This is a genomic window from Arthrobacter gandavensis (genome assembly GCF_015355785.1).
Lineage (GTDB): Bacteria > Actinomycetota > Actinomycetes > Actinomycetales > Micrococcaceae > Arthrobacter_B > Arthrobacter_B gandavensis_A.
On the sequence record NZ_JADKYW010000003.1, the window covers coordinates 600,317 to 613,063 of the forward strand.

The following is a 12,747-nucleotide window of genomic DNA, read 5'->3' on the forward strand; positions in this document are numbered from 1 at the left end:
CTGCAGCGCAGGACCCGCACCGCGAAGGACACGCCACCAACGCGGCACTGCAGTCTCGAGGAGAAACTTGAACAACGAAGAAACCACCGTCCTGCAGGCCTCGGCAAACGTGTTCCGGGCCCACGGGATGACCACCATCTTCGGCAACCCCGGGTCCAACGAGCTGCCGTTCCTGGCAGGCCTGGGCGGGGACTTCACATTCGTTCTGGGCCTGCACGAACAGGTGGTCGTGGGGATGGCGGAGGGGTACGCCCGGGCTACGGGTCAGCCGGTCCTGGTGAATCTGCATGCTGCCTCCGGAACCGGAAACGCCATGGGAGCCCTGACGAACGCACACTACTCGCATGTTCCGCTGGTGCTGCTGGCCGGCCAGCAGGTTCGCCGCACAGTAGGCCAGGAGACCATGCTCGCAAACGCGGATGCCGGCATGCTGACGTATCCCCTGACCAAATACGCCCACGAGCCGCTCTCGGCCACTGACGTTCCGCGCGCCCTCTCCCAGGCCGTACTGGAGGCTACGACTCATCCGCAGGGCCCGGTTTATGTCTCCGTTCCCCTGGACGACTGGGCGCAGCCGGCCCTTCCCGACGACGACCTGCTCACCTCCCGGTCCGTGACCGTGGCCGGCGGCCTCCCCGCGGATCTGGCCGATGAGCTGGTCAACGCCGTCGATCAGGGCCGGGACCCGGCCCTGATACTCGGCCCCCAAGTGGACGCCGCCGCCATCAAGGATCCGGAGGTTTACTCCCAGGTGGTGCGCCTGGCCGAGCGCCTCAACGCGACCGTTTACGTCGCCCCGTCCCCTCCGCGCGGCCCCTTCCCCACCACTCATCCGAACTTTGGCGGCGTGATGGTTCCCGGCATCGATTCCGTCCGCCGCCGGCTCTCCGGCCATGACACCGTGCTGGTGATCGGAGCCCCCGTGTTCCGCTATCACCGCTGGGAGCCCTCGAACTACCTCGATCCCGGAACGCAGGTCTGGCAGCTGACCCAGGACCCATCCGAAGCCACCCGCGCACCCTTTGGCCGCGCCGTAGTGGCAGACATCGCTGCGGCCGTCGCCGTCCTGGCCGAAAACGTGCAGGACCGGGGAGTCCGCCGGTCCGCCCGTGAGCTGCCCGCGGCGGCCACCTCGCCGCATGGTATGACGGGCACCGAGATCCTGGAGGTCCTAAACGAACAGGTCCGTGACGACGTCGTCTACGTCAACGAGACCACCACCCTGGACCTGGACTATCTGGAACGGGTCGCCATGGACCGCCCGGGGATGTACCACTTCCCTGCCTCCGGCGGACTCGGCTTCGGGCTGCCGGCCGCCGTGGGCATAGCGCTGGCCAAGCCGGACGCGACCGTCGTCGCCACCGTTGGGGACGGGTCCGCCAACTACGGCATCAGCGCCCTCTACACGGCAGCCCAGCATGGAACACGGACGGTCTTCATCATCGTGAACAACTCCGGCTACGGTGCACTGGCAGGATTCGCCGAACGCATGGGCGTGCCGGACGTACCGGGACTGACGCTCGGCGGCATCAATTTCGTGTCCCTGGCCGAGGGCTACGGCGTCCCGGGAACCCGCACTACAACCCGGGAAGAGTTCGCAGCCGCCTACCGGAAGGCCCTGGAAGCGGAAGGCCCCGTGCTGATCGAAGCGCGGGTGGTCTAGGGAGGAGAACAGCAGGGCTTGGGCCGCCGTCGCTGGCCTTGTCCTGCACCCGCCCATAACAGCAGGATTTCCTGCAACAGCCCCCGCGGGGACGGCAGGGCAGAAGCCGTTACCGCTTCCGCTGGTACCCGGCAGCCTGCACCGTCAGCAGAGTGAACGCCCCGATAAGTCCGAACAGGAACGGCATCGCCCCCATGCTTTGAAGATTCATGACGATCACGCCCTGGGGAGGAGTAATGCTGTTCCCCGAAGGATCGAAGAGCATTTGTGCCGGGGGCAGAACCCCGGTAAACCGTGCCAGCCCCGCCGCCAGCAGCAGCCCAATCAGAATCCACGCTGCCGCCAGCGCAACGTTGAACCGCCGCCAGAACGGCAGCGTGTCCGGCTGCGAACCCGCGGTCTTCACAGACGCCGGCGCCGCGGCCTCCCGCGCATCGCCGTCTGCCCCGGCAGAGCCAGGCACCGCACCGGGGGCGGCGCCGTCATCGACAATGTGCACAGCGGGCTGTCGCTCCCAGTCCCGATCAATGCCGTCTGCCGGCCGCCGGTAGTAGTCGTAGTCCGCCCCTTCAGGCGTCTGTGTGTTCCCCATGCGGCGTAGCCTACCGAACCGTGTCCACCGGGCTTCGCTTCACTCGCCGGGCAAACCCGGCAACGGAAGGATTATGGGCGCCGCCGGAACCGGGCGCTTTGCACCACCAGCAATGTGAACGCTCCCATGATCCCGAGCAGCAGCAGAAACGCTCCAATGCCGTAGAGGTTCATCGCGATCTGGCTTGAGGTCTCAATGAGCTGCTGGGTGCCTGTTGGGTCGTAGTACGTCTTCGGCATGGGGTAGCTGCTCGTGAGCCACCACAGCCCGACAGCCAGAAATGCACCAACCAGGACCCCTGCCGCAACAAGCGCGAGATTGGTCCGGCGCCAGAACGGCACGGGAGCCGACGGCGTACCGCCACCTCGCGCTGCACCACCGTCGGGCACTGCACCGTCGGGCACCGCACCGGCGTCGGGCACCCCACCGCCGTCGGATCCTGAGCCGTCATCAACGATCTGCACCCGGTAGTGCTCCGCCCCACCGGGCGTCTGCGTATTCCCCATGGCGGGCAGCCTACCCAACCGCGCCCTGCTGTCTACAGTCACGCCGCCTTGCACGGCCAGCGCGAAACGCTCGCAGCAACCCGCCCCACCTCCTGCTGGCGTTTCACCACCGGCACAGCGAGACTGATAGCCACAACGGAGAAGGGGGAACTCGCAGCAGGCCTTGGTGCCAGCCGAGACAGCATTCATGGGACTCATCACCAGACTGGACCTCCACCCCCTCAGCCTCCCGCTGACCGGCACCTTCAGCACCGCGGTCCGGACCTCCTCCGTCCTGGAAACCGTGCTGTTCCGGCCCCAGGACGCGGACGGCCGCAGCGGATGGGGAGAGGCTCCGGTAAGCCGGGTGACCGGCGTCAGCATCCCCGAGGTACTGGCGAGGGCGCGGCAGGACCTCGCTCCCCTGGTGATCGGCCGCTCCACAGACGAGCTGGACAGTCTCGCACAGCGAATCGCCGCAGCCCCGGTACCTGCGGCAATACGAATGGGTCTCGACTGTGCCCTGCACGAGCTGGCAGCCGTAACCGCAGGCCTGTCCCTCCACAGCTTCCTGGCAGCCGCCTACCCACAGATCGCGGCTGCAAACCCGGACGACGCCGTCCTCACGGACATGACCCTCTCGGCAGCAGAGCCGGACGCGTTGGCGGCAGCCGCCGCAGCATGGGTACACAAAGGGTTCAGCTGCCTCAAGGTCAAACTGCGCGCGGACCTCGATGCGGTGGCCGGTCTGGCCGCTGTCCGCGGCGCAGTGGGGCCGGACGTCCAGCTGCGGGTCGACGCTAATCAGGCGTATTCACCGGATGAGGCGGTGCGGGTCCTGAACGCGATGGCTGACGCCGGCGTCGGCCTGGAACTTGCCGAGCAGCCGGTAGCGGCCGGCGACTGGACCGGACTGGCTCAGGTTGAAAGATCCGTCGACGTACCGGTGATGGCCGACGAGTCCGTGCAGAATGAAAGCGACCTCGCACCGCTCCTCCGGCACAACGCGGCTCCGCTGGTGAACCTCAAGCTGGCCAAGGCCGGTGGCATCTACCCGGCCGTCCGGCTGCTGGCCGCGGCCCGGCAGCACGGCCTGGGTGTGCTGGTGGGCTGCATGCTCGAAAGCGCCGTGGGCGCCGGAGCGGGCGCCGCACTGGCTGCGGCCGCCGGTCTGGGCACACGTTTCCCCGGACGCAGCGGCCAGGATCTCGACGGCGGCCTCTGGCCCGCGGTACCGTCCGTGGCCGGCGGGGTCCGCTATGACGGACCCATGCTGCACCTGCCTTCGGCTCCCGGACTGGGCATTACGGGCCTCCACCCCGGCTTGGCGGCCGCCGGCATCGGTACCGGCCCGGCTTAGTCTGCGGCCGCTGCTGCCGTCGCCGGCACCTCCGAGCCGCCCGGCACCACCGAATCACCCGGCACCTCCGAACCGCCCGGAACCACAGCACTCAACCCGGGACCGGCAAGCGCCGCCGCCAGCCCCGCAACGGCGGCCACCACTTCCTGACCGGCCTCCGCCTCATACCCCCGCGTGCAGACGGCGAGCACCCATGCACCTTCCAGCGGACCCTCCATCGACGTGCCGGCGGGAGCGAAAAACGCCACATCGTGGCTGATTCCGGTCACCCAGCCGGACTTGCTGCCCCAGACGGTGCCCCGTGCAAGGCCGACAGCAATATCAGCGAATTCCTGCCGGGCCAGCAGACCCAGTGCGAACCGGGTGGACTCCGGGCCCACCGCCTCGCCGGTAATCAGGGCATGCATGGTCCGGGCCAGGTCCGCGGCCGTGACCTGATGGGTCAGCCCGGCCGCCAGGGCGGGCAGGTCGCCGATGTAGCGCTGCATGAAGGACGACGCCGCGCCCACACCGGCGAGGGTGCGGTTCACGGCGTCGAAACCCACCAGGTCAATGGCCATGTTCGTGGCCGCGTTGGAGGAGACGGTGATCATCCGGTCCAGCACGGCGGCCAGGGACATCGGAGTACCTGCCGCAGGCATGCCGGGATCTGCCTCATCGCCCGGAAAGCCGAACTCGCCGCCGTCGGGCACCGCGCTCATGAACGTGCTCCGGGCGGCCAGCTGCATTTTCAGCGACAGCTCGCCGCGGTCCACGGCCTGCAGCACCGCCAGCAAAACGGCCAGCTTGATGGTGCTAGCCGAATAGAACGCGGTGTCCTCTCCGCGGGCGGCGGCCGTTCCGCCGTCGGGCCGCAGCAGGCAAAAGGCAATCTCGGGTGTGCCGTCACTGTAATCCGATACAACGGGCATGGTTCCTCCTGGAAGGTGTGGGGTGGTGAGTCAGGCGGCGGCGTAAACGGTGTTGCTGACGGTTTTCCGCAGCACGGCAGCATCCGTTCCGTCGCGGGTGGGATGGACCCGGTTGGTCAGCAGGACCACACTCAGCCGGCGGGTGCGGTCGGTCAGGAAGGAGGTACCGGTGAAGCCGTTGTGCCCGCGCGCTTCCGCCGCATCCTCGCCCATCCAGCCCAGCTGCCCGATCCGCAGGCCCACGGACTGGCCGTAGCCCACGGCGCTGCGCGCGGCGTCGGCGGCCGGGCCCAGCAGCCGGTCCAGCTGGTCTGCCCACAGGACGCCGGCCAGCCCTTCGGGCAGGACCTCCGGCAGGCCGCCGCGGAGCGCCTCCGCGAACCGGAGAACCCCGGCCGCGGTGCCGAACAGCCCGGCATTGGCAGCTGCACCGCCCAGGGCGTGCGCGGATTCATCATGCACTTCGCCCCGGACCAGTGCCCGGCCGTCCGGGGTGCCGCACTCCGTGGCGGCACACCGCTGCGGATCCGGCCGGAACGTGACTCCGCCGCCCAGGTCCAGGGGCTTCAGGACGAGCCTCTCCACCAGCTCGGCCCAGGTGCTGCCGGTGGTGGTTTCGGCCAGCGCCAGAGCGGTGTTGTAGCCGACGCAGGAGTAGCTGAAGCCGCCGCCCGGGCTAGTGTCCAGGGGTACCGAAAGCAGGGAATCCACCGCGGCCTCGCGGTCTGGCAGGGAATTCCGCCACCCGTTCCAGGTAGCCGGAAGCCCCGCGGTGTGGGTTAGCAGGTGCCGCAGGGTCACGAGTTCGCGCCGCGGATCCGGCCAGCCGTCCGCACCGGCGAAGGCCGGCAGCCGCACGGTCACCGGTTCGTCCAGGTCCAGGACGCCGTCCCGGACCAGCGCCAGAAGTGCGACGGCGGAAAACGGCTTCGTCACGGAGGCCAGGTCATACCAGGTCCCGGCATCGGCGGGCACCTGTTCGGCTTCCGGAAGCTGCACTCCTCCGGGACCGTACCGCAGGGCCAGGCCGGCGGAAAGCACCGGCAGCGCCTCGCCGTCGAGCGCGACGGCGCACACCGCCGAGGGCACACGCCGCTGGTCCACGGCGTCCTCCAGCAGCTGCTGCAGCCGCACCGTCAGCTCCACTGCGCTCCCCCGCTAATCCAGCACCAGCTGCGGCTCCGAACCGGCAGTGAGAGTGGCGGGGACACCGAGCGGAATGCTGTGTGCCGCGGGTCCGTGCCCAAAGCCCAGTTCCCATACCAGCGGTATGCCCAGCGGTGCCAGCAGCTCCTCGCAGAGGGACCGGACGTCGGCGAGGTCTCCGCACTCGGACCAGGATCCCAGTGCCACTCCGGTGAGGCCGTCGAACCAGCCGGCACGCAGCAGCGTCTGCAGCATGCCGTCGATCCGGTACGGCTCTTCGGTGACGTCCTCCAGCAGTCCGATCCGCCCGGTGTTGTCCACCGGTTTCCGGTTCCTGGCGCCATTGAGCATGGCCAGCAGGGCGAGGTTGCCGCCGGTCAGGACGCCGTGTGCGGTGCCGGGTACCAGCGGCTCGGCAGCGGCTGACGTGAAGGCGCGCCCCGCATACGGTTCCAGCAGTGCCCGCCGCACGCCGTCGGCTGCTACCGGATCGTCCAGGAACGCGCCGGTGGCGATCATGGGCGTGAACCAGGTGGCCAGGCCAAGTTCCTCGGCCCAGAACACGTGCAGCGCAGTGATGTCCGAGGAACCTACCAGCGGCTTGGGCCGGGCTGCCGCGAGCGCGGGCACGTCCAGCAGGTCCAGCAGCCGGACCGCCCCGTAGCCTCCCCGGACGCACAGCACCGCGTCCAGCGAATCATCGCACCAGGCGTCCTGCAGGTCCGCGGCGCGGTCCGCATCGGTGCCGGCCAGGTAGCCGGCCCGCGGGTGACGGTCCAGGATGTGCTTGCCGGGAACCGGTTCCATGTCCCAGGAGCGCAGCACGTCCATGGCCTTCTCCAGCTGCTCCGGTTTCGGCGGGCCGCTCGGTGCCACCAGGCCCACCCGGGCTCCCGGCTGCAGCGGCCCCAACTCGGGACGCGCGCTCATGCCGGTTCCTCCACGGAGGCGCCGTCCACGGAGGCGCCGTCCACGGACGCCCCGTCCCCGGCGGCTCCACCGGCGGTGGGAACCACGCTGAGCAGCCGGCGGGTGTATTCGTGCTGCGGATCCAGCAGCACCTTCTCCACCGGGCCCTCCTCCACGATCTTCCCCTGGTACATGACCACCACCCGGTCCGCGATGTTCCAGGCCAGACCGAGGTCGTGCGTGATCACCAGGGCTCCCAGCCCGAACTCGGAGCGCAGCCGCAGCAGGAGCGCGAGGATTTCCGCGCGCACCGATGCGTCCAGGCTGGCCACCGGCTCATCGGCCACCAGGAACTCGGGGTCCAGGGCCAGCGCCCCGGCAATCACCACCCGCTGCCGCTGGCCGCCGGACAGTTCCTGCGGCAGCGCCGGGCCGAACCGTTCCGGCGGGCTGAGCTCGGCCTTCGCCAATGCCTGGGCGACCAGCTGCGCCTCGTCACCGGGGAGTTTGTGCAGCCGCGGCCCCTCGGCCACCGACTCATAGACCGTGTGCTTCGGGTTCAGCGCGGCGGAGGGATCCTGCAGCACAAACTGCACCGCCCGCCGGTAGGCCTTCAGCGCCCGCCGCCGGTGTGGCAGCGGCCTGCCGTCAAAGAGCAGTTCACCCCCGGTGGGTTTCTGCAGTCCCAGCAGGGTGCGGGCCAGGGTGGTTTTCCCGGACCCGGACTGGCCGACCAGGGCCACGATTTCCCCGCGGCGGCAGGCGAGGCTCACGCCGTCGACCGCGTTGACCGTACCGGCGCCGCGGCCGGCGAAGCTCACCGACACGTCCCGCGCCTCGAGGACGGGTGCGGCGTCGGGGTCCGGGGACGCCGGCGCCGCGGCGTACCCGGGAAGGCTCAGCCGGGACGCGGGGTCCCCGATGGTGGGGAACGCCGCGGCCAGGGCCTGCGTGTGCGGATGCTGCGGTGCGTGCATCACGGAGGCGGAAGGCCCTTCCTCCACAATCCGGCCGTTCTGCATCACCACGATCCGCTCACAGGTGGACGCGAGCACTGACAAGTCATGGCTGATCATCACCAGCGACAACCCGCGGCTGGCCACCAGACCGGAGAGCACCTGCAGCACCTGGTCCTGGACAATCACATCCAGGGCGGTGGTGGGCTCGTCGGCGATGATCAGCTCCGGCTCGCAGGCCAGCGCCATAGCGATCATGACGCGCTGCTTCTGCCCGCCGGAAAGCTCGTGCGGATAGGACTGCGCCTTCGCCCGGGGCAGATCCACCAGTCCCAGCAGTTCGGTGACCCGGGCCCGCCGTAGCTTCTCCTCGGCGTAGGCGGGATCCAGTTCGCGGGCATGGATACGCAGGGCCTCCTCGATCTGGTCCCCGATGCGCTGCACGGGGTTCAGGGAGTGCATGGCGCCCTGAAACACGACGGCGGCGGAGGTCCAGCGCACCGCCCGGAGCCGGCCCCAGCTGAGGTCGGAAACGTTCTCGTCGCCCAGCAGGATCCGTCCTTCCACCCGGGCGTTGGTCGGCAGCAGGCGCAGCACGGACATGGCCAGCGTGGATTTGCCGCAGCCGGATTCACCGGCCAGGCCCAGGGTGGACCCGGGCTCAAGAACCAGGGACACGCCGTCGACGGCCACCAGGTCCTTGGGACCGTCCTCGCTGCGGATCGTGTAGGTGACACGGATATCTTCAAAAGCCAGCCGGGGCATTAGCGTCCTCGCAGGGTGGGATTGACAACGGTTTCCAGCGCACGGCCCACCAGGGTAAAGCAGAGCACGACGACGACGATCGCCACGCCGGGCGGGAGCACGAACCACCAGAACCCGGCTGTGGCGGCACCGGTGTCCAGGGCGGACTTGAGCATGGAGCCCCAGGAGATGCTGCTGGAGTCCCCCAGGCCCAGGAAGCTGAGCGTGGACTCCGCGATGATAGCGGAGCCGACCGTCAGGGTGGTGTTGGCCAGCACCAGCGGCATCACGGCCGGCAGCACGTGCCGGCCGATAATGTGCCCGTCCCCGGCGCCGAGGGCCCAGGACCGGTCAATGTACGGCCGGGACTCAATGGTCAGGGTCTGCGCCCGGACCAGCCGGGCAGTCGAGGCCCAGGAGGTGATGCCGATGGCCGCGACGATGGTCACCACTCCGGCGCCCAGGATGCTGGAGAGCACAATGGCCAGGACCAGCGAGGGCACCACCAGGAAGAAGTCGATGATGCGCATCAGCACGGCCTGCGTGGCTCCGGAAAAATGCCCTGCGGCCATGCCCATCACGGTGCCGATCACCATGGACACCGCCGTCGCGGCGAAGCCGACCAGCAGGGAGACCCGGGAGCCCCACAGCAGCATGGCCAGCACGCTGCGCCCGGACGGGTCGGTGCCCAGCGGGTTGGCCAGCGACGGCGGTTCGTTCTGCAGGGATTGAAGCCGGGTGACGTCCAGCGTCGCCGCAGGAGCCAGCACCGGCGCCAGCAGCGCCAGCGCCACCACGATGAGCAGGATGATCAGCCCGGCAAGCCCGGCTTTGTTGCTGCGGAACTGCCGCCAGCCCTCGGCGGCAGCGGCGCGCCGCCGCCCCCAGGCCGCGCTTGCGGCGGTTTGTGTTGCGTTCATGAGGCCCTCAATCGGGGATCGAGCACACGGTAGAGCAGGTCCGCGGCGAAGTTCATCAGAATCACGATCGAGGAAAAGACCACGAACGTCCCCTGCAGGAGCGGGAAGTCCGGTGCGGACAGGGCCTGGAAGGTGAGGTAGCCAAGTCCCGGCCAGGAGAACACCGTTTCAACGGTCACCGCGCCGCCGATCAGCCCGCCCAGGGTCAGGAAGATCAGCGTGACGGCGGGCAGCAGCGCGTTGGGCACCGCGTGCCGGCGCCGTACCTCGTCATCCCGCAGCCCCTTGGCCCGCGCGGTGGTCAGGTAGTCGGAGGTCATCTCTTCCAGCAGCGAGGCCCGCATGACCATCAGGTACTGGGCATACACCACGGCCACCATGGTCAGCACCGGCAGCACCATGTGATGGGCAATGTCCAGGACGCGTTCGAGCCCGCCGGCACTGCTGCCGGCGGTGACCATGCCTCCGGTGGGGAACCAGTGCAGGGTCCCGGCGAACAGCAGGAGCAGCAGCAGGCCCAGCCAGAACGTCGGCACCGACCAGAAGATCAGCGCCAGCCCGGTTTGCGTCTTGTCAAACATGCTGCCGCGGCGCCATGCCGCCTTCTGGCCCAGCCAGAGGCCGAGCACCACTGAAATCAGGGCCGCGGTGCCGGTGAGCAGCAGGGTGGGGCCCAGCCGTTCACCGATCAGTTCCAGGACCGGCCGGTTGTAGGTGTAGGACTCCCCCAGCTTTCCCTGGAACAGGTCCGTGAGGTATCGCCAGAACTGGCCGATCAGGGGCTGGTCCAGCCCGTACTCCCGGCGCAGGATGTCCATCTGCTCCGCAGTGACCTGCCGGCCGTCTGCGAGGGAACGCACCGGATCTCCGGGGAGGATCCGGAACGCGAAGAACCCCAGGACCACCACCATGACCAGCGAGACGGCCGCCCCGCCCGCCTTGACACCGGCGTAGTGCAGCCAGGAGGAGTTCCGGCGCGGCGCATCGGTGTCCTGCCGGGCGGGGGCAAGGTCCTGTTCGCTGAGTGCTTCCGCCACAGCTACTCGCGGTCGTCTGCAGTGGCGGAGCGGCGGCGGATCAGCAGGAAGGCCACCAGGCCCGCCACCAGCACGGCACCGGCGACGCCGATAACCAGGCCGGTGTTGCTGTTCGAGTCCGCGACCGCACCGGCGTCGGAAAGTTCCCCAACCGGGGTGGCCTCGTAGTAGCTCCACGGGCCGTTCTGGCTGGTGATCACGCCGCCTTCGGCCGGCTGGGTGACAAACGGCTCCCAGCGGTCCGAGCGGTAGGCCTCCAGGCTGTTGGCGTAGTAGAGAACCTTGTTCACTGCCGCGTTGTAGATCATGTCCTGTGCCTGCATGACCAGCTCGCTGCGCTTTTCCTGGTCCAGTTCAGCGTGCTGGGCCTTGAACAGCTCATCGAAGGCCGGGTCGCAGTAGTTGTTCTCCGACGTCGCGCCGGTGCCGTCTGCGTTCGGGCGCGAGCTGCACTGGTTGATGGAGAGCTGGTAGTCCGGATCCGGTCCGATTCCCCAGCCCGTGAAGTAGAGGTCATAGTTGCCAACCGTGGAGTCATCGTTGACCTGGGCGGCAGCCTTCATTTCCACGGAGGTGTCAATGCCGATTTCCCGGAGCCAGGGTTTGACGTAGTCCGCCATCTGCTGGTGCGTGGGGTCCGAGTTGCGGCCCATCAGGCGCAGCGAGAGCGGCTTGCCCTCCTTGTCCAGGCGGATGCCGTCGGCTCCCATTTCGTAGCCGGCCTCATCCAGCAGCTTGTTGGCGGCGTCCGGGTTGTAGGCCAGGGGCAGCTCATCGGTGTCCCAGTGGTAGAGGGGGTAGGTCATGGGAATCTCACCCGTGGCCTTGTCGCCCAGGCCCTGCAGGACCTTTGCCAGGAGCGTGTCGCTGTCGATGGCCATGGCTACGGCCTGGCGGACGGCGAGGTCCTGCAGGGCAGGGTTTCCGTCCCCCATGGGCGTGCCGTCTGCGGTCTGGGCGCCGGGGTTGATGCCAATCGCCTGGTAGCGGCGGCCGGTGCCGGCGTTGGTGGTGATGTTGGGTTCGTTCTCCAGGGCCTGGAACTGGGCGGGCGTGAGGCCGCTGACAATGTCGATTTCCCCGGTGCGCAGTGCCTGCACGGCGGCGTCGGAGTTCTTGTACGGAACCCAGGTGACGCCGGAGATCTTGGCCGCGCCGCGCCAGTAGTTCGGGTTGGCGGACATGGTCACGCCGGCGGCCTTGTCATAGCTGTCCACCACGAACGGGCCGGAACCCACGGTGTCCTTGTCATTGCCGTAGCCGGCCGGATCCTCCAGGTCAGCCCAGACGTGCTCGGGCACGATCGGCAGTTCGGTGCCGGGGTTGACGGCCTGCGCCTCGCTCAGGGTAATCACCAGGGTGGTCTCGTCCTCGGCTTCGACCGATTCCACACTGCTGAGCAGTGACCCGTTGGCCTGCTTCAGGTCGTCATTGTCCAGGATGGCGTTGTAGGTCCACTCGGCGTCTTCGGCGGTGATGGGCTCGCCGTCGGACCACTTGGTGCCTTCCGGCAGGGTGAAGGTCCAGACGGTTCCGTCCTCGGAGGTCTCCCAGCTTTCGGCCATCCCCGGGATTTCCTCGTTCGCTTCCGCGCCGTAGGCAACGAGCGGCTCGTACTGCAGGCGCAGCACGTTCGAGGTGGTGGCGAGGATGGAGATGAAGGGGTTCAGGGTGTCAATGTCACCGGTGAGCGCGAGCTTCAGGGCCGGGGCGTTGTCTTCCGCGGCCGCTGCGGGCGCCGCCGCTGCTGCGGGAAGGGCCAGCGCCGCGGCCAGGCCCAGGGCGGCGGCAGCGGTGGAGGATCGGAACCGGAGCCTCGGCGGGTGCGGGATATTCGGCGTCACTTTTCTGTTTTCCTCCGTAACGGACTGGACTTATTTTCCAGTGGAAATATGCAAACAAATGGATTCTTTATCCACGGTCCCGTTTCTTGGGCATGGCGCGATAGCCAGGTTGAGTTCCGGCATAAAATTCGATCGCGTATAAATCGCTGTCTGAACACTAATAACTGAAGGGTCCCAAAT

The 12,747-nt window shown here is 68.5% G+C and carries 11 protein-coding genes; 2 read left to right on the top strand and 9 right to left on the bottom strand.

Annotated elements, in window-relative coordinates; translation table 11 throughout:
* Positions 1–67: 67 nt before the first annotated feature.
* Positions 68–1,663 (top strand): benzoylformate decarboxylase, encoded by a 1,596-nt coding sequence (gene mdlC / locus ITX31_RS04055; protein WP_228528943.1) that lies wholly within the window; start codon positions 68–70, stop codon positions 1,661–1,663.
* Between the two features lie 109 nt (positions 1,664–1,772).
* Here the strand turns inward: mdlC and ITX31_RS04060 are convergent, their stop codons facing one another.
* Both ITX31_RS04060 and ITX31_RS04065 read right to left on the bottom strand, forming a co-directional pair.
* Complete coding sequence (locus ITX31_RS04060; RefSeq protein WP_194782162.1) at positions 1,773–2,255, bottom strand: hypothetical protein; 483 nt, start codon at positions 2,253–2,255, stop codon at positions 1,773–1,775.
* Positions 2,256–2,326: 71 nt separating this feature from the next.
* Positions 2,327–2,761, bottom strand: a complete 435-nt coding sequence (locus tag ITX31_RS04065) for a hypothetical protein (RefSeq protein WP_194782163.1) — start codon at positions 2,759–2,761, stop codon at positions 2,327–2,329.
* Between the two features lie 187 nt (positions 2,762–2,948).
* Here ITX31_RS04065 and ITX31_RS04070 point away from each other — a divergent pair, with 187 nt between their 5' ends.
* Positions 2,949–4,100, top strand: a complete 1,152-nt coding sequence (locus tag ITX31_RS04070) for a mandelate racemase/muconate lactonizing enzyme family protein (protein ID WP_194782164.1) — start codon at positions 2,949–2,951, stop codon at positions 4,098–4,100.
* Here the strand turns inward: ITX31_RS04070 and ITX31_RS04075 are convergent.
* From ITX31_RS04075 to ITX31_RS04105, 7 genes are read right to left on the bottom strand one after another with little or no spacing between them, the layout of a single operon-like run.
* Positions 4,097–5,011: a serine hydrolase gene (locus ITX31_RS04075; protein WP_194782165.1), complete on the bottom strand. Its 915-nt coding sequence runs from the start codon at positions 5,009–5,011 to the stop codon at positions 4,097–4,099. The two genes, ITX31_RS04070 and ITX31_RS04075, sit on opposite strands and share 4 nt — an antisense overlap.
* A gap of 30 nt (positions 5,012–5,041) precedes the next feature.
* Positions 5,042–6,157 carry a serine hydrolase domain-containing protein gene (locus tag ITX31_RS04080; RefSeq protein ID WP_194782166.1) on the bottom strand — a complete coding sequence of 372 codons (1,116 nt, stop codon included), beginning with the start codon at positions 6,155–6,157 and terminating at the stop codon, positions 5,042–5,044.
* Between the two features lie 12 nt (positions 6,158–6,169).
* The gene (locus ITX31_RS04085) at positions 6,170–7,087 is read right to left on the bottom strand and encodes a S66 peptidase family protein (protein WP_194782167.1); all 918 of its coding nucleotides are present in this window, start codon (positions 7,085–7,087) and stop codon (positions 6,170–6,172) included.
* Entirely contained in the window at positions 7,084–8,787 is a 1,704-nt protein-coding gene (locus ITX31_RS04090) for a dipeptide ABC transporter ATP-binding protein (RefSeq protein WP_194782168.1), read from the bottom strand. Before ITX31_RS04090 ends, ITX31_RS04085 begins: the two co-directional genes overlap by 4 nt.
* A complete protein-coding gene (locus ITX31_RS04095; RefSeq protein WP_194782169.1) occupies positions 8,787–9,686 on the bottom strand; it encodes an ABC transporter permease in 900 nt (299 codons plus the stop codon). Before ITX31_RS04095 ends, ITX31_RS04090 begins: the two co-directional genes overlap by 1 nt.
* Positions 9,683–10,723 (bottom strand): ABC transporter permease, encoded by a 1,041-nt coding sequence (locus ITX31_RS04100; RefSeq protein WP_323745577.1) that lies wholly within the window; start codon positions 10,721–10,723, stop codon positions 9,683–9,685. The genes ITX31_RS04095 and ITX31_RS04100 overlap by 4 nt, the downstream gene beginning before the upstream one ends.
* A gap of 2 nt (positions 10,724–10,725) precedes the next feature.
* Complete coding sequence (locus ITX31_RS04105; protein ID WP_194782170.1) at positions 10,726–12,567, bottom strand: ABC transporter substrate-binding protein; 1,842 nt, start codon at positions 12,565–12,567, stop codon at positions 10,726–10,728.
* Positions 12,568–12,747 lie beyond the last annotated feature (180 nt).

Bases quoted from the DNA above. Each gene is read 5' to 3' on its own strand.
- ITX31_RS04060 (WP_194782162.1), bottom strand. From the start codon at position 2,255: ATGGGGAACACACAGACGCCTGAAGGGGCGGACTACGACTACTACCGG.
- ITX31_RS04065 (WP_194782163.1), bottom strand. From the start codon at position 2,761: ATGGGGAATACGCAGACGCCCGGTGGGGCGGAGCACTACCGGGTGCAG.
- ITX31_RS04070 (WP_194782164.1), top strand. From the start codon at position 2,949: ATGGGACTCATCACCAGACTGGACCTCCACCCCCTCAGCCTCCCGCTG.
- ITX31_RS04075 (WP_194782165.1), bottom strand. From the start codon at position 5,011: ATGCCCGTTGTATCGGATTACAGTGACGGCACACCCGAGATTGCCTTT.
- ITX31_RS04085 (WP_194782167.1), bottom strand. From the start codon at position 7,087: ATGAGCGCGCGTCCCGAGTTGGGGCCGCTGCAGCCGGGAGCCCGGGTG.
- ITX31_RS04090 (WP_194782168.1), bottom strand. From the start codon at position 8,787: ATGCCCCGGCTGGCTTTTGAAGATATCCGTGTCACCTACACGATCCGC.
- ITX31_RS04095 (WP_194782169.1), bottom strand. From the start codon at position 9,686: ATGAACGCAACACAAACCGCCGCAAGCGCGGCCTGGGGGCGGCGGCGC.